This window comes from Streptomyces sp. ADI95-16, from assembly GCF_003721495.1.
GTDB lineage: Bacteria > Actinomycetota > Actinomycetes > Streptomycetales > Streptomycetaceae > Streptomyces > Streptomyces goshikiensis.
The window spans coordinates 711235-733109 of sequence record NZ_CP033581.1 but is presented as its reverse complement, the minus strand read 5'-3'; the positions used below and the strand labels follow the sequence as shown (position 1 = coordinate 733109).

18 protein-coding genes are annotated in these 21875 nt (G+C 75.1%); 4 read left to right on the top strand and 14 right to left on the bottom strand.

The genetic code is table 11. The features are described from left to right. Positions 1–49 precede the first annotated feature (49 nt). A complete protein-coding gene (galK, locus tag EES41_RS03705) occupies positions 50–1189 on the top strand; it encodes a galactokinase (protein ID WP_123075619.1) in 1140 nt (379 codons plus the stop codon). A 13-nt stretch (positions 1190–1202) separates the two neighbouring features. Here galK and EES41_RS03700 read toward each other — a convergent pair whose 3' ends face one another. From EES41_RS03700 to EES41_RS03685, 4 genes are all read right to left on the bottom strand, one after another. Beyond that, on the bottom strand, positions 1203–2444 hold the full coding sequence (locus tag EES41_RS03700) for an MFS transporter (RefSeq protein WP_123075617.1): 1242 nt from the start codon (positions 2442–2444) through the stop codon (positions 1203–1205). Then, positions 2441–3820 carry a GH1 family beta-glucosidase gene (locus EES41_RS03695; protein WP_123075615.1) on the bottom strand — a complete coding sequence of 460 codons (1380 nt, stop codon included), beginning with the start codon at positions 3818–3820 and terminating at the stop codon, positions 2441–2443. The genes EES41_RS03700 and EES41_RS03695 overlap by 4 nt, the downstream gene beginning before the upstream one ends. 191 nt (positions 3821–4011) lie before the next feature. Further along, the gene (locus EES41_RS03690; protein WP_123075613.1) at positions 4012–4833 is read right to left on the bottom strand and encodes a PIG-L family deacetylase; all 822 of its coding nucleotides are present in this window, start codon (positions 4831–4833) and stop codon (positions 4012–4014) included. Positions 4834–5167: 334 nt separating this feature from the next. Further along, positions 5168–6166, bottom strand: coding sequence for a zinc-dependent alcohol dehydrogenase family protein (locus EES41_RS03685; protein ID WP_123075611.1), 999 nt, complete (start codon positions 6164–6166; stop codon positions 5168–5170). 89 nt (positions 6167–6255) lie between these two features. Here EES41_RS03685 and EES41_RS03680 point away from each other — a divergent pair, with 89 nt between their 5' ends. Further along, entirely contained in the window at positions 6256–6573 is a 318-nt protein-coding gene (locus EES41_RS03680; protein ID WP_123082234.1) for a helix-turn-helix transcriptional regulator, read from the top strand. Positions 6574–6648: 75 nt separating this feature from the next. Here the strand turns inward: EES41_RS03680 and EES41_RS03675 are convergent, their stop codons facing one another. Continuing rightward, positions 6649–7578, bottom strand: coding sequence for an alpha/beta fold hydrolase (locus EES41_RS03675; RefSeq protein ID WP_254211301.1), 930 nt, complete (start codon positions 7576–7578; stop codon positions 6649–6651). A gap of 128 nt (positions 7579–7706) precedes the next feature. Further along, positions 7707–9230 (bottom strand): monooxygenase, encoded by a 1524-nt coding sequence (locus EES41_RS03670; RefSeq protein WP_123075607.1) that lies wholly within the window; start codon positions 9228–9230, stop codon positions 7707–7709. Positions 9231–9292: 62 nt separating this feature from the next. Between EES41_RS03670 and EES41_RS03665 the strand changes: the two genes are divergently transcribed. Continuing rightward, positions 9293–10036, top strand: a complete 744-nt coding sequence (locus EES41_RS03665; RefSeq protein WP_123082233.1) for a TetR/AcrR family transcriptional regulator — start codon at positions 9293–9295, stop codon at positions 10034–10036. A gap of 45 nt (positions 10037–10081) precedes the next feature. Here the strand turns inward: EES41_RS03665 and EES41_RS03660 are convergent, their stop codons facing one another. The 4 genes from EES41_RS03660 to EES41_RS03645 all read right to left on the bottom strand — a co-directional run bounded on the left by EES41_RS03660 (position 10082) and on the right by EES41_RS03645 (position 15094). Continuing rightward, the gene (locus EES41_RS03660) at positions 10082–10483 is read right to left on the bottom strand and encodes a hypothetical protein (RefSeq protein ID WP_123075605.1); all 402 of its coding nucleotides are present in this window, start codon (positions 10481–10483) and stop codon (positions 10082–10084) included. Positions 10484–10692: 209 nt separating this feature from the next. After that, a complete protein-coding gene (locus EES41_RS03655; protein WP_123075603.1) occupies positions 10693–13503 on the bottom strand; it encodes an AfsR/SARP family transcriptional regulator in 2811 nt (936 codons plus the stop codon). A 198-nt stretch (positions 13504–13701) separates the two neighbouring features. Then, a complete protein-coding gene (locus EES41_RS03650; protein WP_123075601.1) occupies positions 13702–13932 on the bottom strand; it encodes a hypothetical protein in 231 nt (76 codons plus the stop codon). A 91-nt stretch (positions 13933–14023) separates the two neighbouring features. Beyond that, on the bottom strand, positions 14024–15094 hold the full coding sequence (locus EES41_RS03645) for a D-isomer specific 2-hydroxyacid dehydrogenase family protein (protein ID WP_123075599.1): 1071 nt from the start codon (positions 15092–15094) through the stop codon (positions 14024–14026). A gap of 269 nt (positions 15095–15363) precedes the next feature. Between EES41_RS03645 and EES41_RS03640 the strand changes: the two genes are divergently transcribed. Then, the gene (locus EES41_RS03640) at positions 15364–17574 is read left to right on the top strand and encodes a SpoIIE family protein phosphatase (protein WP_254211300.1); all 2211 of its coding nucleotides are present in this window, start codon (positions 15364–15366) and stop codon (positions 17572–17574) included. Here the strand turns inward: EES41_RS03640 and EES41_RS41275 are convergent. From EES41_RS41275 to EES41_RS03625, 4 genes are all read right to left on the bottom strand, one after another. Next, a complete protein-coding gene (locus EES41_RS41275; RefSeq protein ID WP_164495736.1) occupies positions 17546–17686 on the bottom strand; it encodes a hypothetical protein in 141 nt (46 codons plus the stop codon). The genes EES41_RS03640 and EES41_RS41275 overlap by 29 nt on opposite strands. Positions 17687–17877: 191 nt before the next feature. Further along, positions 17878–18984: a mechanosensitive ion channel family protein gene (locus EES41_RS03635; RefSeq protein WP_123075597.1), complete on the bottom strand. Its 1107-nt coding sequence runs from the start codon at positions 18982–18984 to the stop codon at positions 17878–17880. A gap of 223 nt (positions 18985–19207) precedes the next feature. Further along, a complete protein-coding gene (locus tag EES41_RS03630) occupies positions 19208–20494 on the bottom strand; it encodes a pyroglutamyl peptidase (RefSeq protein WP_254211299.1) in 1287 nt (428 codons plus the stop codon). 135 nt (positions 20495–20629) lie between these two features. Further along, positions 20630–21868 carry a cytochrome P450 gene (locus EES41_RS03625; protein ID WP_123075593.1) on the bottom strand — a complete coding sequence of 413 codons (1239 nt, stop codon included), beginning with the start codon at positions 21866–21868 and terminating at the stop codon, positions 20630–20632. Between the last annotated feature and the right edge of the window lie 7 nt (positions 21869–21875).

Below are 21875 nucleotides of genomic sequence, written 5' to 3'. Positions count from 1 at the left end.
GGGCGCGCTCCCGACGGGGCGCGCGCACCCGACGAGAGGAACCGACGCAGTGGGGGAGTACGAGGGGGCGGCCGCCTTCGCCCGGCACTTCGGCGGCGCGGCCGAGGGGGTGTGGTCGGCACCGGGCCGGGTCAACTTCATCGGTGAACACACCGACTACAACGACGGCTTCGTCCTCCCGATCGCCCTGCCCCACCGTACGAGGGTCCACGCCCGGCGCCGCGCCGACGACACGCTCCACCTCGTCTCCACCGCCGCGCCGACCCCGGCGTCCTACGACCTGACCGCGCTGCGGCCGGGCGCGGCGGGCGCACCCGGCGGCTGGTCCGCGTACGCCGCCGGAGTCGCCTGGGCCCTGCGCGACGCCGGACACCGCGTGGGCGGAGCGGAACTCCTCCTCGACGGCGACGTGCCCCTGGGCGCCGGACTGTCCTCCTCCGCGGCCCTCGAATGCGCGGTGGCCACGGCGCTCCGCGCCCTGTACGGGATCGTGCTCACGGCTCCCGAGACGGCCCTGCTGGCCCAGCGCGCCGAGAACGCCTTCGTCGGCGTCCCGTGCGGAGTGATGGACCAGATGGCCTCCATGTGCTGCACCCCGGGGCACGCCCTCTTCCTCGACACCCGCTCGCTCGCCCTCGCGCAGGAGCCGCTGGACCTGGCGGCCGCGGGCCTGTGCCTCCTCGTCATCGACACCGGGGCCAAGCACGCCCTGGCCGACGGGGAGTACGCCGCACGACGCCGGGAGTGCGAACTGGCCGCCGTCCTGCTCGGGGTCGACGCACTGCGCGACATCGAGTCCGTGGCGCAGCTGAACGTCCTGCACGACCCGGTGCTCCGCGCCCGGGCGCGGCACGTCGTCACCGAGAACGCCCGGGTGCTGCGCACCGTCCGCCTGATCCGCTCCCACCGGCTGCGGGAGACCGGCCCGCTCCTCACCGCCTCCCACCTCTCGCTGCGCGACGACTTCGCCGTCTCCTGCCCCGAGCTGGACCTCGCCGTGGAGGCCGCTCTGGCGGCGGGCGCGCTCGGCGCCCGGATGACGGGCGGCGGGTTCGGGGGCTCGGCGATCGCCCTGGTCGAGGCCGCCGGGGTGGGAGCGGTGTCGGCAGCGGTCCTGCGCGCGTTCGCCGCGGCGGGCTTCGGCGCGCCCCGCCTCTTCGAGGCGGTCCCGTCCGCCGGGGCGTCGTGACCGGCGGGCCCGGTCAGGCCACCCCGCGGATCCGGCGGACCAGGACCGATCCCGCGAGGGCGAGGAAACCGGCGAGCGCGTACAGCGCGGTGTAGCCGCCGAGGTGGGAGACGACCGGAGCGGCGATCACCGGGGCCAGGACCTGGGGCAGGGCGTTGGCGATGTTGATGACGCCGAGGTCCCTGCCCCGGTCCTCGGCCGTCGGCAGCACGTCCGTCAGCAGGGCGAAGTCCACCGACGTGTAGACGCCGAAACCGACACCGAGGACGAGCGAGGCGACGACCGCGCCGGTCCAGGTCTGCCAGACGGCCAGCAGCAGGGTGGCCGCCGTGATCACCAGCCCCGACCCGATGACGTACGCCTTCCGCCGGCCCGAACGGTCCGATCGGATGCCGCTGACGACCACCGTCGCCAGCAGGGTGAGCGCGTTGAGCGCGGTGAGGATCAGGACCCCGGTGTCCGCGTCACCCCCGTAGCGCACCGCGTCGGTCAGGTAGTAGAGCAGGTACATCGTGCTGATGGAGTACGACAGGTTCATCAGGAACCGGGTGAGCCAGGCCCACCCGAAGTCGGGATGGTGGCGCGGGTCGATCCAGAAGCCGGTGAGGAAGGACCGCCACCGGAACGGCGGCCGGTCGGCGGGGGAGAGCCGTACGTCCCGCCGCATCAGGACGTACGGCACGGCCGCGAGCACCGAGAAGGCCGCACAGGCCAGGTATCCGGCGGTGATCCCGCCCGCGGCCGTGGCCAGCGCCGTGCCGACCAGGATGCCGCCGACCTGCGAGACCCCCAGCCAGCCGCCGACCAGGCCGCGCTGCCGGCGCGGGACCTGGTCGGGGACGGCCGCGGTGAGGGCGGCGAACGCCGCGTTGAGGGCGAGCTGCACCAGGCACCAGCCCGCGATCACGGCCGTGACGCTCGCCGCCCGGGACAGCAGGAGGAGCCCGGCCGCGCCGCCCGCCACCCCGGCCACCACCCACGGGACGCGGCGGCCGACGCGTGCCGTCGTGCGGTCGGACAGGGCTCCGAAGACCGGGTTCGCCACCATCGAGACGGCTGCCCCCACCCCGGTCACCAGGGCGAGCGTGGACGTCTTGTGCTCCGGGGCGAGGTGCTCGGCCTGGCGTGCCAGGAGCAGCTGGAGCGGGCCGAACCAGCCGACCCAGACCCCGAGGTTCGCGAGGGACAGGGCGCTCACCCAGCCGCCGCCGACCCCGGTTCCGGTGGGTGCGGCCGCCTCCCGGGAGCCCGTCACCGGTTGCTCTCGACCACGTCGCGGTACCAGGCGTACGAGTCCTTGGGGGTGCGCGCCAGCGTGTCGTAGTCGACGTGGACGAGCCCGAAGCGCTGCCGGTACCCCTCCGCCCACTCGAAGTTGTCGAGGATCGACCAGATGAAGTAGCCGCGGACGTCGACCCCTTCGGCCATCGCCCGGTGCAGGGCGCGCAGGTGGCCGTCGTGGTAGGCGATCCGGCGGGCGTCGGCTACCCGGCCGTCGGCGGGGTCGGGCGCGTCGCCGTACGAGCAGCCGTTCTCGGTGATGTACACGGGCGGCAGCCGGTCGCCGTAGCGCTCGCGCATGGTGACGAGCAGTTCGCGCAGCCCGTCGGGCACCACCGGCCAGCCGAAGTCGGTGTGTTCGTACCCCTCGATCGGGCGGATGGCGAAGGGCAGGTCGGAGGGTATCTCGATGCCGCCGAAGCCGGAGGGGGCGGCGGCGGCCGCCGGTCGCGGGGCGCCGACGAGCATGGGGTTGTAGTAGTTGATCCCGTACCAGTCCAGCGGCGCGGAGATCGTCTTGAGGTCCTCGGCCACCGGGCCGGGGAGCAGCGCGGCCAGGTTTTCGTCCGGGTAGGCGCCGGTCAGGAGGGGGTCGGCGAAGAGGCGGTTGGTGAGCGTGTCGTACAGCTCGGCGGCGGCCCGGTCCTCCTCGCCGTCCCCGGCGGCCCACACGGGGCTGTGCGAGGCGGCGATGCCGATCTCGCGGGCACCGGCGGCGCGCAGCGCCTGCACGGCCAGGCCGTGGGCGAGGAGCTGGTGGTGCGCCACGGGCAGCGCGTCGAAGACCAGGCGCTCGCCGGGGGCGTGCTCGCCGAGCCCGTACCCGAGGAGGGTCACCTCGGCGGGCTCGTTGATGGTGATCCACATCGGGACGCGGTCGGCGAGCCGCTCCGCGACCACCGAGGCGTACGAGGCGAACCGCTCGGCGGTGTCGCGGCTGAGCCAGCCGCCCCGCTCCTCCAGGGCGAGCGGGGTGTCCCAGTGGAAGAGGGTGGGCGCCGGGGCGATGCCGGCGGCGCACAGCTCGTCGACGAGCCGGTCGTAGAAGTCCAGCCCCTTGCGGTTGACCCGGCCCGCGCCCTCCGGCAGCACGCGCGACCAGGAGACGGAGAACCGGTAGGCGCCGACGCCGAGGCCGGCCATCAGCGCCACGTCCTCGCGGTAGCGGCGGTAGTGGTCGGTGGCCACGTCCGCGTGCGAGCCGTCCTTGACGGCTCCCCGCCTCTTGGTGAAGGCGTCCCAGGAGGACGGGCCCCGGCCGTCGGCGGTGACCGAGCCTTCGATCTGGAAGGCGGAGGCCGAGACGCCCCACAGGAAGCCGGCGGGGAACGGGGGCAGGGGGGCTGTCATGCGCACTCGCTTCGTTCGGGGGGATCCGGGCGCGTCGACATGGCCAACAGGGCTCCACTGGAGCGGCGTTGGCGATGTCTTTGACGGCACTGTTGGGCCCCGCGGCCCGCCCTGTCAATGGAAAGTGAACAATTCTCAACTTTCACCGGGGCGCGGTGGGCCCGGACGGCGACCCGGCACGGGTGTCCGGCTCAGCCGCAGTCGGCCGGCCAGGTCCGGCCCCCCGTCGCCGGTGAAGCGTCCCCGGCGCGGCCCGCGGTCAGTTCGCTCTGGGGGTGGGCGGCGGGGCCGGGGTCGTGCCGGATGTACCACTCGGTGGACAGCAGCGACTGCCTCGCGGCCGGCGGGAGTCCGGCGAGATGGCCCGGCATGGCCCCGCGCGTCACCTCGGTGCGGTGGGCCAGCACGGCGGCCCACTTCCGCCCCAGCCAGGGCCCGACATCGACGGTCGCGGTCACCAGCTCGTCCGCGACGGTGTTCATCCCCTTCCCCGTCGGGGCCAGGTACCCGCCCAGCGTCCGGACCGCCGAGTGCGGGTGGGTGGCGAAGTACAGGGCGCCCGGCTGCCAGGGCGCGCCGGCGTCCGGGTAGAGCCGCTCCAGTCCGGCCGCCTGTACGGCCAGCAGCGTCACCCGGTGCGTGTGCACGTGGTCGGGGTGGCCGGGCAGCCCGCCGTACGCGTCGTGCGTGACCACGACGTCCGGGCGGAACTCCCGGATGTGCGCGACCAGCCGCCGCACCGCCTCGTCCAGCGGGGCGTCGCAGAACCGGGCCGCGCCCGGCGCCGACTGCGGTGCGCGCGCGTCGGCGTACCCGAGCAGCCGCGGCTCACCGGCGCCGAGGATGCGCAGCGCCTCGGCCAGCTCGGCGGCGCGCCGGGTGCCGGCCGCCCACGTCGCGGTGACCACCGCCGTTCTCGCGCCCGCGGCGGCGTGCATGGCGAGCACCCCGCCCGACGACAGGGACTCGTCGTCCGGGTGTGCGTAGACCGCGAGCAGGCTCGGTGCGGGCATCGATACGTGACCTTTCGCTGCGGGAAGCCGGATCGCGAGCCGGCGCGCGCGCCGGTCCGTGTACCGGTTGTAGCGGGGGCCACCGAAAGAAGCTGATGACTCGTCATGATCGAGGAGCGGCGCACACCTGAATCCGGCCACCGGCCGGCCCTGGTTCTGTTCGGGCGGCAGCGCGCTGAACGGCAGGAACGACAATCCGCTCGCCCCGTCCGCCGCGCTCCCGGCAGCCGGCGCGACCGGCCCGTACGGCCTCTGACCCGCACCGTCACGGCCGGGCCCCGCACCCGCGCCGCCGCCCCGCCGAATGGCGCGAAGCGGCGGTCCGGGCGCGGCCTCAATGGCCCACGGTGACCACGATCTTGCCCACCTGCGTGTTGGACTCCAGGTGCTGGTGCGCCCGTACGATCTCCTCCAGCGGGAACAGCCGGTCCACCACGGGCCGGAACGCCCCGCCGCGCAGACCCGAGGTGACGAAGGCGACGGCGCGGCGCATCCGCTCCGGGTCGCGGGTGACCTCAAGCATCGTGTACGTCCGCATGTTCAGCGCCGGCATCCCCAGGTCGAACCCCGGATAGGGCGTCGGCTGCCCGCTCTGCGCACCCCACAGCAACAGCGTCCCGCCGTCGGCCACGGCGCGGGCCAGCTCCACCACACCCGGCCCGGCGACCGCGTCGAAGACGAACTCCGCGCCCCTGCCGTCCGTCAGCTCCAGCAGGCGCTCCGTCACGTCCTCCTCCTCCGTGACGATCACCTCCGCCGCGCCCTCGTCGAGCAGCCGCTGCCGTTTGGCGCGGGTCCGCGTGAGCGCGACCGGAGTGGCGCCGAGGCGGTTGGCGGTGTGGATCGCGGCGATTCCGACACTGCTGGAGGCCGCGTTGAGCACCGCCACCTCGCCCGCGCGCATCCCGGCGACCTCCACCATCGCGCCGTAGGCGGTGAGGTACGGCATCCACACGGCGGCGCCGGACACCGCGTCCACCCCGTCGGGGCGGTGCAGCAGCGCGCTCGCCGGCACGACGGCCCGCTCGGCGTACACGCCGTAGTCGTTGTGCGAGAAGGAGGGGATGACGCTCACCGCCTGCCCCGCCTCGAACCCGGCCACCCCCGGCCCGACGGCCTCCACCACTCCCGCGGCCTCGTTGCCGAGCGTGGCGGGGAGCCGTCTGACCGGCTGGATGTACCGGCCGCCGCGGAACAGGGCGTCGGCCCTGTTGACCCCGATCGCGTCCACCCGGATCCGTACCTCGCCCGGGCCCGGCTCGCCCGTCTCCAGGTCCTCCAGCCGCAGCACCTCGGGTCCGCCGATCTCGTGGAACCGCACGGTCCGTGCCATGACACCCTCCTCGGTCATCGTGAACGCCCTTACTGTGCCGGGAAGTTCGATGACCGTCAAACTTTTATCGCCGTCGTACTATGGGTCGCATGGGACGCACGCCGCCACACCCCGAGGTGTCACAGTTCGACCTCCAGCAGGTGCTGGAGGCCCTCGTCGACCCGGTGCGGCGCGGCATCGTCACGCAACTCGACGCTGCGGGCCGGGACATCACCTGCGGCGGCTTCGACATGCCGGTCAGCAAGTCCACGGCCACCCACCACTTCAAGGTGCTCCGCGAGGCGGGCCTGATCCGGCAGTACTACGTCGGCACCTCGCGGATGAACGCGCTGCGCCGGGCCGACATGGACGAGGCCTTCCCCGGCCTCCTCGCCGCCCTCACCGCGCCCGGGGCCGCGGGCCGCTGATGGCCCCCGCGTCGCGGCTCCCGCGCCGCGGCTCCCGCTCCCGGTCCGCGGCGCCCCCGGTCGCGGCGCGACCGGTCAGGGGATGACGGGGGAGGCCGGGGACGGGGCCGGGACCGGGGCGCTGCGGCACGGGTGCGCTTCCGCGCGGTGGACCAGCGCGGCGATCCGCTCCGCGAGCGCGGGCCACAGGGCCTGCGGCAGGCCGTGGCCCATCCCGTCGATCACCATCAGTTCCGCGCCGTCGATGGCCGCCGCTGTCGCCTGGCCGCCGCTGACGTCGCACATCGAGTCGTTGGCGCCGTGGATCACCAGCGCGGGCACCCGCAGGGTCCGCAGCCGCTCCGTCCGGTCGCCCGAGGCGAGGGAGGCGACCGCCTGGCGGGTGATCCCGACGGGGTCGTGGGCCCGGTCGTAGGAGCGGCCGGCGCGCTCGACGGCCGCGGCTTCGTCGAAGCCGAACCCGGGCGAGCCGAGCGCCCGCGCGATGCGGACCATCCGCTCCACGGCCTCCTCCCGGTTCGTGGGCGACGGCCCCGCGAACGCGCTGAGCGCATCGGGACTGGCCCGGCCCACGGACGGGTCACCGGTCGTGGACATCACGGAGGTCAGCGAGCGGACCCGGCCGGGGTGCTCGATCGCGACCGTCTGGGCGATCGCGCCGCCCAGCGAGGCGCCGACCAGGTGCGCGCTGTCCAGCCCGAGCACGTCGAGCAGTCCGACCGCGTCGGCCGCCATGTCGGAGAGGGTGTACGAAGCCGAGGACGTATCGCCGGACAGCGCGGCCATGAAGTCCGGCTTCGGGGCGTCGGGGAAGTGCGACGACAAGCCGCTGTCGCGGTTGTCGAACCGGATCGGCTGCACGCCGCGCGCCACGAGCTCGGCGCAGAAACCGTCCGGCCAGCCGATCAGCTGCGCCCCGATCCCCATCACCAGCAGGACGGGCGGCGCCTGCGGCTCCCCGAGGCGCTCGTACACCACCTCGATCCCGGCCGGTCCGACGTTCACGGCCCGTTCCTCGCCCATGGCCACACCACACCCTCTCCTCGGGACACGCTGCGCCCGCCAGCCTGCCGCAGGCCGGGGCCGATCCGGGCCAGGCGCGACGGCCGGCCCCGGGACGGTGCGCAATCCGTTTACGGGCGGGGCTCGCCGGCCCAGGCGGTCAGGGCCGACGAGCGCTCGGCGCGGCGGGCGTCGGCGTCGGTGGTCCGGCTCGCCCAGGCGACGTGGCCGTCGGGGCGTACGAGGACCTCCGCCACCCCGTCGAGGCGCGGGTGCCCGGCGCCGCCGGAGGGGGCCGCAGGTGCGGCCGCGACGGCGGTGACCCGGTCGGCCCACGCGCGGGTGCCGTCCGCCGCGCCGGCGTCCCCGCTGAGGTCGAGCAGCACGAAGCGGCCGTCGTGCAGCAGCTCGTAGACCCGGGAGGCCGCCGAACCGGCGACGCTCAGCGCGATGTCCGGCATCCGCCCGCCGACCAGCGGATCGGCCCCGGAGCCGGCGGGGGCCGGGTAGGCGGTGTCGAGGGCGGAGACCAGCCCGGCCAGGTGCCGGTTGACCTCCGGCATCCCGAGCAGCCCGTCGACCAGGCTCCGCAGGGCCGCGGCCGGGCGCGCGTACCGCGGCACCAGCGTCAGTTCCAGCAGCAGCGTCTGGACCTCGGTGTTCTCCGTGACCGCCCGCCCGACCGGGTGGCGCTCCCCGTGGTAGCTGTCGAGCAGTCCCTCCGGCGCCCAGCCGTGGATCTCGGCCGCCAGCTTCCACCCCAGGTTCATCGCGTCCTGGAGCCCGGTGTTGAGGCCCTGTCCGGCCGCCGGGAAGTGGATGTGTGCCGCGTCCCCCGCCAGCAGTACCCGCCCGGAGCGGTACTGCTCGGCGAGCCGGGTGGCGTTCCCGAACCGGGACAGCCAGCGGGGCTCGGCGACCCCGCAGTCGCTCCCGCAGGCCCGTATCAGCGCGGCGCGGAACTCCCGGGCCGTGACCGGCTCGGCGCTCGGGATCCGCATCCGCTCCGGGTCCACGAGCACGAAGCGGGTCAGGCCCCCCTCCAGGGGGACGGCGAGCGCCCCCTGGGCGCGGGCCCGCCCGAGGGCCTCGGGGTCGGCCTTCGCGAAGTCGCCGAGCATCCCCGTCAGGGTCTCGTCGGTGCCGGTGAACTCGATGCCGGCCGCCCGCCGTACGAAGCCGCGCCCGCCGTCGCAGCCGACGACGTACCGGGCGCGCAGTGTTTCGACGCCGTCGGGACCGCGTACGTCCACCTCCGCTCCCTCCGGGTCCTGGCGCAGGCCGACGCTCTCGCGCCCCCGGCGGATCTCCACGCCGAGCTCGTGCGCCCGCGCTTCCAGGAGCGCCTCGGTGTGCGCCTGGGCCAGGAACAGCGTGTACCCGTGCCGGGTGTCCAGCGCGCTGAAGTCCAGCGGGGTGTCCAGCGCGGCGAAGTGCCAGCCGGGCAGGGTCCGGCCGAGCGCGAGGAAGCGGCCGGCCAGACCCCGCTGGTCCATCAGCTCGACGCTGCGCGGGTGCAGGGTGAGCGCCCTGGAATGCGGCTGGGGCTCCGCGCGCCGCTCCACCACCAGGGTCCGTACGCCGGCCAGCGCGAGCTCGCAGGCGAGCATCAGCCCGGTCGGACCCGCGCCCACGACGATCACATCGGTGTCCATCGCAACCTCTCCCTATTTAGTGAACGGTGTTCACGTGAACGATGTTCACTATAGTGGGGGTCATGAGCTCACCGTCCACCCCGCACCCCGCCGAGGGCGCCCGCGCGGCGCGCGGCCGGCCCCCGAGGCTCGACCAGGGCCGCACCGCCCGGGCCGCGCTCGACCTCCTGGACGAAGCCGGCCTGGACGCGCTCACCATGCGGCGGCTGGCCGACGCGGTCGGCGTCCAGGCCGGGGCCCTGTACCGGCACTTCGCCACCAAGCAGGACCTGCTCACCGTCATGGCCGAACGGATGCTGGAGGGCTGCTCCGCCCCGCCGCCGGAAGGCGACTGGAGCGAGCGGCTGACCGTCCTCGCCCACCGGATGCGGGCGGCGCTCCTCGCCCGTCGCGACGGCGCGCGCGTCTACGCGGGCACCCACTCGACCGGCGCGAACACGCTCGGCTTCGCGGAAAACCTGGTCGGCGTCCTGCGCGAGGCGGGCTTCCGCGACGAGGACGCCGCCCGCGCCGTCCTGGCCGTCGTCAACTTCACCGTCGGGCACACCCTGGAAGAACAGGCCGCCCTCCAGCCGGGGGACTCGGACGCGGCCGGAGCGGGCGCGGCGGAAGCGGGCCCGGCCGACCCCGACCGCCTGCGCCGGGCGGTGGCGGCGCAGGGGTTCCCCCACCTCACCGCCGCGCTTCCCGTCCTCACGAGCACCGACTTCGCCGCGCACTTCGCCTTCGGCCTGAACCTGCTCGTCCAGGGCCTGCGCGCGACGGACCGGAACGGGCCGGCCGGCGCCTCCGAGGCCCGGCCGTGACCCCGGGCGCCCCCTCGCGGGGGCGCCCGCCCCCTTCCCGCGGGCTCAGCGCCCGGCGGCCGGCCCGTGATCGGACCGCAGCCGCGCGACCTCTTCCGCCACGGCGCCGGCCTCCGTGGTGCGGCCCATCAGGGCCAGCTGCTCCTCGTAGTGGACCAGCGAGGTGACGAGCAGCCCCGCCCAGCCGGGTTCGACCGCGTGCATCCGGCGCGCGGCGGCGACGGACTCGGCCCGCAGGGCCAGCCCTATCTCCGGCCGGTGGGCGAACTCGTGGGGGTTGTACTCCCACAACGCCTGTGCCAGCAGGGGCAGATAGACCAGCGGGCTCACTTGGGCGAGCAGACGGTAGGCCGCGACCTGTTGCCGCAGCGGCAGCACCTCCGAGCCGAGCAGGGCCACCCTCGCTCGCAGGACCGCTTCGTGACTGATGTTCGCCGAGTGATTCATGACGGTGATTCTCAAAGCCGCACAGTCGCCCAAACAAGGGCAATCGACTGTGCTCTCGGTCCTACGAAAACGCCCTCTGACCTGTCATGATGGATACGTCATCACCCCTGTGCCCCCCAAGTCCCCCCGGGAGTCGGCGCAATAGGGTGGATACCCCCTCGAAGGCCCCGCCCCGGCGTCGTTCCCGCGCCCCGCCCGACGACCGTTCCCTAACGGTCCGTCAGAACTCCGAGCGCCGCCAGCGCCGAGTGGGCGGCCTTCTCGCCCTCCTCGTAGGCGTGCGCCCGCGCCTCCCGCAGGGCGTCACCGAGCTGGCGGACGGCCTCGCCCGTACGGCCCGTGGCCGCGAGCGCCTGCCCGTACAGCGTGCGCAGCACCACCCGCCGAGGCGCGGCCAGCGGCGGCGCCAGGGCCAGGCCGCGGGCCGCGTGCGCGGCGGCCTCGGCGGGGGAACCGTCGGCGAGCAGATGGTGCGTCAGGTGCTGGTGGGCCAGGGTCACGGTCTCGGTGTGCCCGGCCCGTTCGGCCAGGGCGAGCGCCCGCACCAGCAGGTCCCGGGCGCGCTCCCGGGCGCCGTCCCGATCGTGCGCCCCGTCCCGCTCCCGGGCGCCGTCCCGCTCCGCTGCGCGGGACCGCGTCAGCGCGACGGCCAGGTTGATCCGGGCGATGGCCTCCCCGGCCGTGTCCCCGGCCAGGGCGGCGAGTTCGGGCGCCCGCTCCAGCTGTACGAGGGCCTCCGCGGGCCGGCCCTCCTCGGACAGCACCCAGCCGAGCAGCGCCCGCGCGCGGGACTGGCCGCCGGGATCCCCGTCCAGCTCGGCCGAGGCCAGACCCCGCTCCAGCAGCGGCACCCAGCCGTCAAGCACCTGCCACACGATCAGCGGCCACTGGAGCAGCACCAGCCGCCAGGCGCGGTCGTGCAGTCCCGCCGCGGCGGCGGCCTCGACCGCGCCGCGCAGCGCGTCCCGCTCGGCGGAGTACCAGGCGAGCGCCCCCGCACGGTCGTCGAACGCCCTGATCCCGACGGCCGGCCGGGCCCCGGGCGGCAGGGCGCAGCACGGCTCGCCGCCGGGCTCGGCGGCGGCGCTCGCCGCGAGGAGCGTGTGCAGCCGGTGATCCAGCAGCCGCAGCAGCCCGTCCCGGTCGCACCCCGGGGTCAGGCTGCGCGCGTAGAGCCGTACGAGGTCGTGCAGTACGTACGCGTGCGGGCCCGCCTCCACGACCAGCTGGGCGGCGGCCAGCTGGTCCAGCGCGGCGGCCGCCTGGGCGGGCGCGCAGTCGGCGAGCGCCGCGGCGGTGCAGGTGTCGAGCGTGGCACCCGTGTGCGGACCGAGCCGGTGGAACATCCGCCGCGCGGGCTCGGGCAGTTGCCGGACGGTGAGGCCGAGGGCGGCGGCGACCCCGGTGTCCTCGACCCGCAGCAGGTCCAGCCGGGTGTGCTCGTCGGAGAGTTCGCCGGCGAAGGCGGCGAGCCCCCGGTGCGGGCCGGTGGCGAGCCGGGCGGCGGCGACCCGCAGGGCGAGCGGCAGGCCGTCGCACAGTTCGGCCAGCCGCACCGCCGCCTCGGGCTCGGCCGCGACCAGGTCCGGGCCGAGGACGGCGGCGAGCAGCGCGGTGGACTGCGCGGCCGGGAGCGCGGCGAGCGGGACGGGCCGGGCGGCGTCCGAGGCCACCAGCCCCCCGAGCCGGTCGCGGCTCGTGATGAGGGTGACGCAGTCCTCCCCGCCGGGCAGCAGCGGCCGGACCTGCGCCGAGTCACGGGCGTTGTCCAGGACCACCAGCATCCGGCGGCGGCCGGTCAGCTCGCGGTAGCGGGCGCCGAGGGACTCCGGCGTACCGGGCATCCCCTCGGCCGGGACCCCGAGCGCGAGCAGGAACTCGCGGAGCACGGCGGCGGTGTCGCGGGCCGGGGCGGGGCTGTAGCCGCGCAGGTCGACGAAGAGCCGGCCGTCGGGGAAGTCCGCGTGGCGCAGATGCGCCCAGTGCAGGGAGAACGCCGTCTTCCCGACCCCGGCGCTGCCCGTGATCATGGCGATCGGGCCGGGGGCGCCCGCCGTGGCCCGGTCGAGCGCCGCGAGTTCCCGCTCGCGCCCCGTGAAACCGCGCGGGCGGCGCGGCAGCAACTGCGCCGCCGCGGGGGCGGGAGGGGCGGGCGCCGGGGCGGGGCCGGCCGGCGGATCCGGGGCCACCGCCGCGTCGGGTGCGGCCGCCGGCGGCGCGCCGGCGCCCGCCATCGCGCCCGCCACCACGGGCGCCGGTGGAACGGCCGCCTCCGCCGCGTCGGCCCGTAACAGAGCGGTGTACGCATCGGTGAGCACCGCTCCGGGACCGACGCCGAGCTGATCGGCGAGCAGCCGGCGCGTGCGGTGGAACCAGTCGAGCGCGTCCGACTGCCGCCCGGCCCTGCCCAGCGCCAGCATCAGCCCCGCGATCAACGGCTCCCGCAGCGGGTTCGCGGCGACCTCGGCCCGCAGGACGGCCGCTGCCGCGCCGTGCTCGCCGAGCCGCTCGTGAGCCGCCGCCAGCTCTTCCACGGCGGCCAGCCGCAGCTCCTCCAGCGCGTGCGCGGCGTTCTCCAGCAGCGGGCTGCGCACGGTCCCGGCGAGCGCGGGTCCCCGCCACAGCGCGAGCGCGTCCCGCAGCACCGACACGGCCTCGCCCGGCTCGCGCAGCGACCGGGCGGCGCCGAGCAACTCCTCGAAGCGGTGCGCGTCCACCAGGGCACCGGGCAGCCGCAGGACGTACGCCGGGCCCTGCGTGACGAGTTCGATGCCCTGGGCGGCGGCTCCGTACTCGGTGAACAGCGCGCGCAGTCGCGAGACATGACCCTGTAGGACGGTCCGGGAGTGCCGGGGCGGATCCTCCTCCCACAGCGCGCCGGTCAACCGGTCGACGGTGACGGCCGTGTTGGGGTGCAGCAGCAGTACGGCGAGCAGGCTGTGCCGCTTGGCGGGGCCGAGCGGCAGCGGATCCCCGTGGTCCGTCACCGCGGCGACCGTTCCCAACACGCGGAACTGCATGCAAGCCCACCCCTGTTCACTCGTCCGTCCACGGCCCCGGCTGAGGATACGTCGGGTGATTTCGGGAAATGAGTGTGTTCCCGGCCAATCGGAACGGGCTGCGTTAGCGGGGTGTTAGCGGGCCGTTGCCGGGGGCCGGCAGTATCGGCCGTGTCGATCGGCCGGCGGGGAACGGGAGGCTCCGCCGGCCGACGCGCGTCAGTCGGCTTTCCGGTGTCCCAGGACGCCCGCGGCGCAACCGAGGACGACCATGACGGCGTAGCCCGGGACCTCGTGACCGTCGGGGACGAGGAAGCGTACGAAGCCCATGAACCGGATGAAGCCGAACCACTCGTGGAGCAGCCCACTGGCGCCGCCCACGACGAGGACGAAGGCGAGCAGGCCCAGGGGGCCCTTCAGCGAATCGGGTAAGCGGGAAGAGGAGGACATGCCCCGACCGTACGGGCCGGGGCGCGGCCCCCACGTCCTCCTTTCGGTGTGACCCGTGACGACGAAAGTGAACCGCCGCCACCCCTCCGGCTCAGCCGCCCACCACGGGGACGCCTTCCGGGCGGCCACCGAGCAGCGCCGCGATGTGGTCCGCACACGCCAGGGCCGCCGTGGCCATGGCACCCCGTGTCATCCCGGCGACGTGCGGGGTGAGCAGCGCGTTCGGCAGCCCGAACAGGGGCGAGGCGAAGGCGGCGTGCTCGTGGGCGAAGGTGTCGACGGCGGCCGCGGCGAGCGGCGCCGCCGGATCGCGCAGGGCCTCGGCCAGTGCCTGTTCGTCCACGATCCCACCCCGGGCGGTGTTCAGCAGGACCGACCCCGGCCGCATCAGGGCCAGTTCCGTCCGGCCGATCAGCCCCCGGGTCCCCGGGGTGAGCGGGAGGTGCAGGGAGACCACGTCGCTCGTGGCCAGCAGCGCGGCGAGGGACGCGGCCCGGGGCACCGGGGCCGCGGCCGGACGGGGGCGCGGGTCCCGCGAGAAGGCCTGGACGGCCATGCCCAGCGCGGTCGCCCGCTCGGCCAGCGCCACACCGATCCGGCCCAGCCCGACGATGCCGAGGGTCAGCTCCGCCAGCCCCACGGCGGGAGCGGCCGGTGTGCTCCAACGGCCCTGGTGCGCGGCCTCGTTGTACGCCGGCAGGTCGCGGGTCAGCGTGAGCAGCTGAGCCAGGGCGAACTCGGCGACCGCGGTCGCGTTGGAGCCCGGGGTGTGGGTGACGGCCACGCCGTGGCGGGCGGCCGCGGCCCGGTCGACGTGGTCGGTGCCCGCCCCGGCCCGGCCGATCACGCGGAGCGGGTGGGCCAGCGCCGGATCGGCCGCCGCCGCGAGGAAGGCCTCGCGCAGCGGGACGCCGCCGCGGGACTTCACCGCGTGGTGGCCGATCCCGTCCCGGACGGTCTCGGCGACGAGCGCCGCCTCGTCGAAGGCGTCGAAGTCGGTGAAGTCCACCCGGCCCGCCCACGCGGCCCGGGCCGCCGCCTCGTCGGTCACCCGCCGGAGGTTCAGCGTGACGGCCAGCCCGTGGCCGAGCAGCCGCTCCAGCTCCCGGTCCAGCAGCGCGCCGGGCGCCGCGTCCAACAACAGGACCCGCGCTGGCGCCACGGGATCCCCCTCCCCGACCGAACGGTCCACGACGGGCTTCGACCGTGGTGAAGCCCTGATTCGAACTGGAAGGATATTCCAGAAATCGGCTTCCGGCGGCTCCGCGCGGTGGCCGGAGGCGGCCCCGGCGCGAGGCCTTCGCCGCCGGGCCCGGGCCGCGTCGTGAAGATCACGGACGGCTGGGCCGCGGCGGCCCACGGTGGGCCGCGGCGGGCTCGCCGGGACGGCCGGTCCCGACGGGAGGGCGGGCGGCGGGGGAACATGGTGGGGTGGACAACCTTCCGGGGCGCGATCAGGACGCCGGCCAGCGCGAGCTGGGTGAGGCGCTGGTCGAGTCCTGCGGTACCGCCGGCGCGTCCACCGGCATGCTCTACCTGCCCGACCCCGACCCCACCCGGCGCGTACTGCACCTGACGCTGACCACCGGGCTCTCCCGCGAGTTCGCGGCCCCCTGGTCCCGGGTGGGGCTCGACGACCCCATTCCGGTGGCCGACGCGGTCCGCGAGGGCCGGCTCGTCTGGCTCGGGGGCCAGGAGGACACGGCCCGGCGCTACCCGCGCCTCGGGCTCGTCCTCCCTTACGACTTCGCCCTCGCGGCGGCCCCGCTGACCGCGGCGGGCACCGACCCGACGGGGGCCGGCCTGGTGTTCCTGTGGCCGGGCTCGCACGAACCCCACCTCAGCGAGCGCGAGCACCAGGCCCTCCAATCGGCCCGCGACCGCCTGACGGGCATCCTGCTGCGGGCCGCCGGGGAAGGCCGGCCCGCCCGTCCGGCCGCGTATCCGGTCGTACTGAAGCCCCTGCCGCCGCCCACCCCCGGACCGGCCGAGGCGGCCGCCGCCATGGCCTTCATCCGGCGCCTCCCCGGCGGGAGCTGCGCCCTCGACCTGAACGGCACCATCACCTTCCTCACCCGGGAGGCGGCCGACCTGCTCGGCGCACCCGTCTCCGGCCTGCTCGGAAACCTGCCCTGGGAAGCCCTTCCCTGGATGGACACCCCCGTCATCGAGGACCACTACCGGGCCGCGGCGATCAGCCGGCTGCCCCGCACGTTCACCACCCCGCACCCCACCGGCCGACTGCTGCGCTTCGACCTCTACCCGGACGACACGGGCATCAGCGTCCGCATCACCCCGGGAAGCGACGAGCCCGACGAGCCCGCCACCTCCGCCGTCCCGCGGCCGGGCGTACCCAAGGAGCCCGCGCCCAGCCGGGCCACCGCCCTCTACCCGCTCATGCTGCTGGCCGCCACCCTCACCGAGGCCGCCCACGCGCAGGACGTCGTGGAGAAGGCCGCCGACCAGCTCGTACCCTCATTCGGCGCCCAGGCCATGGCCCTGCTGGTCGAGGAGGACGGCCGGCTGCGCGTCGTCGGACACCGCGGCTACCCCGCCGCGCTCATGGCCCGCTACGACGGCACGCCCGTCCGCGCCGCCACCACGCACGTCCTCAGCACCACGACCCCGCTGTTCTTCGGCGACGCGGGCGAGCTCCTGGCCGCCCACCCGAGCGTGATGATCGAGGACGGGATGGCCGCCTGGGCCTTCCTGCCCCTGATCGCCTCCAACCGCCCCGTCGGCTGCCTCGTCCTCGCCTACTCCCACCCCCACACCTTCGCGCCCGGGGAACGCGCCGTCCTGACCTCCATCGCCGGGCTCATCGCCCAGGCCCTGGACCGGGCCCGCCTCTACGACACCACCCACCAGCTCGCGCACAGCCTGCAGACCGGGCTGCTGCCCCGCGTCCTGCCCCGGATCCCGAGCCTTGAGGTCACCGCCCGCTATCTGCCCGCCGCGCGCGGCCTCGACATCGGCGGCGACTTCTACGACCTCATCCGGATCGACGACACCACCGTCGCGGCCGCCATCGGAGACGTCCAGGGCCACAACGTGAGCGCCGCCGCGCTCATGGGCCAGGTCCGCACCGCCGTCCACGCCAGCGCCGGCGCACCCCCGGCGGAGGTGCTCGCCCGGACGAACCGGCTGCTGACCGACCTCGAACCGGGACTCTTCACCAGCTGTCTGTACGTCCACATCGACCTCGCCGCCCGGCGCGCCCAGCTGGCCTCCGCCGGTCACCCGCCGCCCCTGCTCCGCCACGCCCGCGGGACGGCCGAGATGCTCGGCCTGCCGCCCGGACTCCTCCTGGGCATCGACCCCGAGGCCTCCTACACGGCCGTCGACGTGCCGTTCGCCCCCGGCACCCTCCTCGCCCTCTACACCGACGGCCTCGTCGAAGTCCCCGGCAGGGACATCGAGGAGGCCATCGGTGAGGTCGGCGCCCTGATCACCGCGGCCCCCGAGCGCCAGCCGCTCGACGACCTGGCGGACGAGCTCATCGGCCACTCCGACCGCGGGGCGCCCCGCACCGACGACATCGCGCTCCTGCTGCTGCGCTCCGAGGACCCCGAGGACCCCGAGCCCTCCGAGGACCCCGAGCCCCGCGAGCCGCCTAGCGGTAGTCGTCCTCGTCGAGCATGACCACGCGCGCCTGCTCGGCCGCGTCGCCGTCCGCCACCTCGGGGGCGTCCGCGTCGCGAACCTCCCGGAAGTGGTCCTCGAAGGTGTCCGGGTCGGTCGGGTCAACGGGCATGGGGGCACTCCCTCGGGCTCAAGGCGTTCCAGCGGTGGCGCGGCGCGTCCGCCCGTCCAACGAGCACCGGGCGGGGCCGGGCACGCGGCCGTTCGGGTCACAGGGGGTCACCTCCCCCGGGATCGGCCGACGGGGCACCGGCCCGGCCCCGCCCGCCGCGGGGTGCGGCCGGGCCGGAGGGCCGGGGGCCCCTACCGGCCGCCGTCCGAGAGCAGCGACGGCGGCGCGTCGCGCTGGTGGGGGACCGGCGCGGACGGCGCCGCCTGGAACTCGTCCCGGTGAACGGCGACCGTCCGGGTCGGGGCGGGGATGGAGATGCCCTCCGCCCGGAACCGCTGGTGCAGCCGCTTGATGAACTCGTGCTTGATCCGGTATTGGTCGCTGAACTCGCCGACGCCCAGGATCACCGTGAAGTTGATCCGGGAATCCGCGAACGTGTGGAAGCGGACCGCCCCTTCGTGATCGGGGACCGCGCCGTTGATGTCGGCCATCACGCTGTCGACCACGTCGAGGGTGACCCGCTCCACGTGCTCCAGGTCGCTCTCGTAGCCCACCCCGACCTGCACCGAGATCGACAACTGCTGCTCGGGCTGGGTGAAGTTGGTCATGTTCGTCCGCGCGAGACGCCCGTTGGGGATGATCACGAGGTTGTTCGACAGGTTGCGCACCACGGTGTTGCGCCAGTTGATGTCGACGACATAACCCTCCTCGCCGCTGCTGAGCCGGATGTAGTCGCCGGGCTGCACGGTCTTCGAGGCGAGGATGTGCACGCCCGCGAAGAGGTTGGCGAGGGTGTCCTGCAAGGCGAGGGCGACCGCGAGACCGCCGACTCCGAGAGCGGTCACCAGCGGCGCTATGGACACGCCCATCGTCTCCAGTGCGACGAGCACGCCCATCACGAGGACCACGACGCGGGTGATGTTGACGAAGATGGACGCCGACCCGGCCACCCCGGTCCGCGCCCCCGCCACGGACTGGACGAGGCCCGCGATGACGCGCGCCGCGCTGAGCGTGGCGATGAGGATGAGCACCGCGGTCAGCGACTGGTTGACGAACCCCTCGACCCGCGCGGTGAGCGGCAGGGTCGTCGCCGCGACCGCGGCGCCGGCGATCAGGGCGGCGCCGGGCGCGATGGTGCGCAGCGCGTCGACGATGACGTCGTCGCCCCGCCACCGGGTGCGCTCGGCGTGCCGCCCCAGCCACCGCATCAGGGCGCGCAGCAACAGCCCGGCGGCGGCTCCCGCGGCCAACGCGATGCCGGCCACCAGCCAGTCGTGCAGGAGGAGCTCCCGGTTCAACGGACGCCCTCCGCTCCGCGCCGGACCGGGGGAGTGGCGGCGGGCGGTGCCGGCCGTCGTATGAGGTGTGTCGTCACCTTGTCACCTGTCAGTTCGTCGTGCCTGGAGCTCCGTTCGGGCGTACGCACACATCCGGAACGGGCTGCCATCCTGCCCCATGGCATCCGACGGCACCGCAGGTGGGCCGGTGTGGCACCCCGGCACCCCCGCGCCGGCCCGGCCGTTACGGACGGGCGGCGGCGTGTTCCAGGATCGCGCGGACCTCGGCGGTGATCGCGCTTTCGTTGCGCTCGAACTCGGGGCCGGTCAGCAGCTGCTGGTCGGCGGGCAGCCCGGTGAGCACCGGGGTGTGCAGGTGGCCGCCCGGCAGTCGCGGGGCGAGCTCGGCGCGCAGCCGGTTGGAGCGGTACGCCACCTCGTTGGACAGGTAGCCGCCCCCACCGCCCTCCACGGCCCGCGAGCCGGGGGTGGGACCGTCGGCCCGGTCGACGGGCGCCGTGCCACCCGCGGGTATCTCGGTGACCTCGGTGTTGAGGAGGACCGGGTACGGGCCCCGCACCGCGGCGGTGACCGCGGCGGCGGGCAGCGTGGTGCGGATGAACTCCGGCCCGGGGCCCAGGCCGGGCGCGGTGACCGGGTGCTCGCGGGTGCCCCCGGAGAGGGCGCGGTTGTTGTCGGGGTACGGGTCCGCCGAGCGGGCCCGCCCCGCCCAGTCCTCCAGGGTGAAGATGCCGGGGTAGCCCTGGCTGACGCTGGTGATGACGTCCGCCGCCCCGGGGCCGCCCGCCAGCCTCGGGGTGAATGCCCGCTCCACGATGCCGGCGTCGAAGTCGGCGTACCGCACGGGCAGGACCACGGCGCGGATCTCGGCGCTGCTGCCGTCGGCGAGGGTGACGCGGCGGCCGCTCAGCTGGAGCGCGGCCGAGCCGGAGGGGTTGGCCCGGCGGATCTCGGCATCGAGCCCGAAGGGGTCGAACCCGCTGATGAACACGCGCCGGACGCCTGGTGCGGTCCGGAAGGCGTTGTTCGTGAGACCGCGGGAGGCGTCCTCGAAGCGGCCGCGGAGCGCGGCCCGGTCCAGGGCGAACCCCGGTTCCCAGCGGGCGAGTCCGGCGGTCATGGCCACGCGCGCCCAGTAGAGCGGCCGGTCGTCCCCGGCCGGGAGGTCGCCGCCGGGCCGCTGCCCCTGGGCCCGGCGCACGGCGGCCTGCCAGAGGGCCTCGCCCCAGGAGTCGACCAGCCGGCCGGCCTCGTCCTCGCTCCGTACGCCGCACAGCGCGGCGGGGAAGCGCCGTACGAAGTCCGTGAATCCGGCGCGCTCGACGAGCGCGGTGGTCCGCGCGTCCGCGAGCCGCGCCTGTTCGGCGTCGAGCGCGACGGACACCGGGGTGCGGCAGGGGGAGGAGCCGCCGTCCGCGTGGGCGGGCGAGGTGACGGCCAGGGGGAGGACCGTGGCGAGAAGGGCCGCGGCGGACGCGGCGCGCCGTAAGGGCATGATGCGAGAGGTCATGCGATGTGACATTACATATGCCCTGCCGCCCCCACCAGACGCCCGGGCGCGGCGACGCGCGGGGCGGCCGGCGCCGCCCGGGTGAACTCCGCGCACCACCCCGGCCGGACGGCCGCCGGGCCGCCGCCGGACCGCTCAGGGGCGGATCCCGTCGCAGGTCACGTACAGGTGGCGCGGTCCGCGCAGGACCGCGTTCTGCCGGTAGGGCGGCGGGTCCTCGATCAGGCGCGGGTTCTCCAGGCGCCGGGCCAGCTCGCTCAGCGCGAGCTGCGCCTCCAGCCGGGCCAGCGGGGCGCCGAAGCAGCTGTGGATGCCGCTGCCGAGCCCCAGGTGCTGGATGTCCTTGCGGTACGGGTCGAAGCGGTCCGGGTCCTCGAACCGGTGCGGGTCCCGGTTGCCGGAGGCGAGGATCAGCCACATCGAGGAGCCCTTGGGGATCGTGACCCCCCGGACCTCGATGTCGACGAGCGGCGTGCGCTGCGGCAGCAGCTGCACCGGGGGCTCGAACCGCAGCAGCTCCTCCACCAGAGGCACCACCAGCCCCGGGGTCTCGCGCAGCTGCCGCAGCACGTCCGGATTGCGCAGCAGCGTCAGCATCCCGTTGGTGATCAGGTTGACGGTGGTCTCGTGGCCCGCGATGAGCAGCAGGGCGGCGGTGCTGAGCAGCTCCATGGTGCTCATCGAGCCGTCCTCGCCGTGCGCGACGGCCAGTTGCGACAGCATGTCGTCCTTGGGGTCCTTGCGCCGCTCCTCGATCAGCCCGGCCAGGTACATGCCGAGCTCCATGCGGGCGTCGTGCGTGGTCTTGTCCCGCTCCGTCGGATCGGCGTCCGGGTCGGGGTCCAGGCTCGCGGCGAGGGTGTCGGCCCAGACGTGGAAGCGGGCCTCGTCCTCGCGCGGCACACCGAGCAGCCGGCAGATCATGGTGACCGGGAACGGGTACGAGAACTGGTCGACCAGGTCGATCCGCCCCGGGTCGCCGAGGTTGTCGATCAGACCGGTGACGATGCCGCGGAGGTCGTCGCGCATCCCGTCGATCCGGTGCGGGGAGTGCGGGGGGCCGAACGGCCGGTTGGTCATCCGGCGCAGCCGGTCGTGCTCCGGCGGGTCCAGCTTCAGGAAGCTCGGCGGCAGCGCCGCCGCCCCCTCCTCCCCGCTCTCGGCCAGCGGATCCCCGGCCGTCGCGGCCAGGTTGTGGGCGTCGGAGCTGAGCCGCGGGTCGTGCAGCAGGCTCTGGATGTCGAAGTAGGTGCTGATGACGTACGGGCCGTCCCCGTCGTGGAACACCGGGGTCTTGCGCAGCTCCTCGTACAGCGGGTACGGGTTCGCGCGGTTGGAGTAGTCCAGGATGTCGGTCAGGATGCCGTGCTTCATGCCGGGT

What these genes read in the sequence shown, in the direction of transcription:
- EES41_RS03695 (WP_123075615.1), bottom strand. Translation starts at nt 3,820, where the DNA reads ATGACAGCCCCCCTGCCCCCGTTCCCCGCCGGCTTCCTGTGGGGCGTC.
- EES41_RS03690 (WP_123075613.1), bottom strand. Translation starts at nt 4,833, where the DNA reads ATGCCCGCACCGAGCCTGCTCGCGGTCTACGCACACCCGGACGACGAG.
- EES41_RS03685 (WP_123075611.1), bottom strand. Translation starts at nt 6,166, where the DNA reads ATGGCACGGACCGTGCGGTTCCACGAGATCGGCGGACCCGAGGTGCTG.
- EES41_RS03680 (WP_123082234.1), top strand. Translation starts at nt 6,256, where the DNA reads ATGGGACGCACGCCGCCACACCCCGAGGTGTCACAGTTCGACCTCCAG.
- EES41_RS03670 (WP_123075607.1), bottom strand. Translation starts at nt 9,230, where the DNA reads ATGGACACCGATGTGATCGTCGTGGGCGCGGGTCCGACCGGGCTGATG.
- EES41_RS03665 (WP_123082233.1), top strand. Translation starts at nt 9,293, where the DNA reads ATGAGCTCACCGTCCACCCCGCACCCCGCCGAGGGCGCCCGCGCGGCG.
- EES41_RS03660 (WP_123075605.1), bottom strand. Translation starts at nt 10,483, where the DNA reads ATGAATCACTCGGCGAACATCAGTCACGAAGCGGTCCTGCGAGCGAGG.
- EES41_RS03655 (WP_123075603.1), bottom strand. Translation starts at nt 13,503, where the DNA reads ATGCAGTTCCGCGTGTTGGGAACGGTCGCCGCGGTGACGGACCACGGG.
- EES41_RS03650 (WP_123075601.1), bottom strand. Translation starts at nt 13,932, where the DNA reads ATGTCCTCCTCTTCCCGCTTACCCGATTCGCTGAAGGGCCCCCTGGGC.
- EES41_RS41275 (WP_164495736.1), bottom strand. Translation starts at nt 17,686, where the DNA reads ATGCCCGTTGACCCGACCGACCCGGACACCTTCGAGGACCACTTCCGG.
- EES41_RS03630 (WP_254211299.1), bottom strand. Translation starts at nt 20,494, where the DNA reads ATGACCTCTCGCATCATGCCCTTACGGCGCGCCGCGTCCGCCGCGGCC.
- EES41_RS03625 (WP_123075593.1), bottom strand. Translation starts at nt 21,868, where the DNA reads ATGAAGCACGGCATCCTGACCGACATCCTGGACTACTCCAACCGCGCG.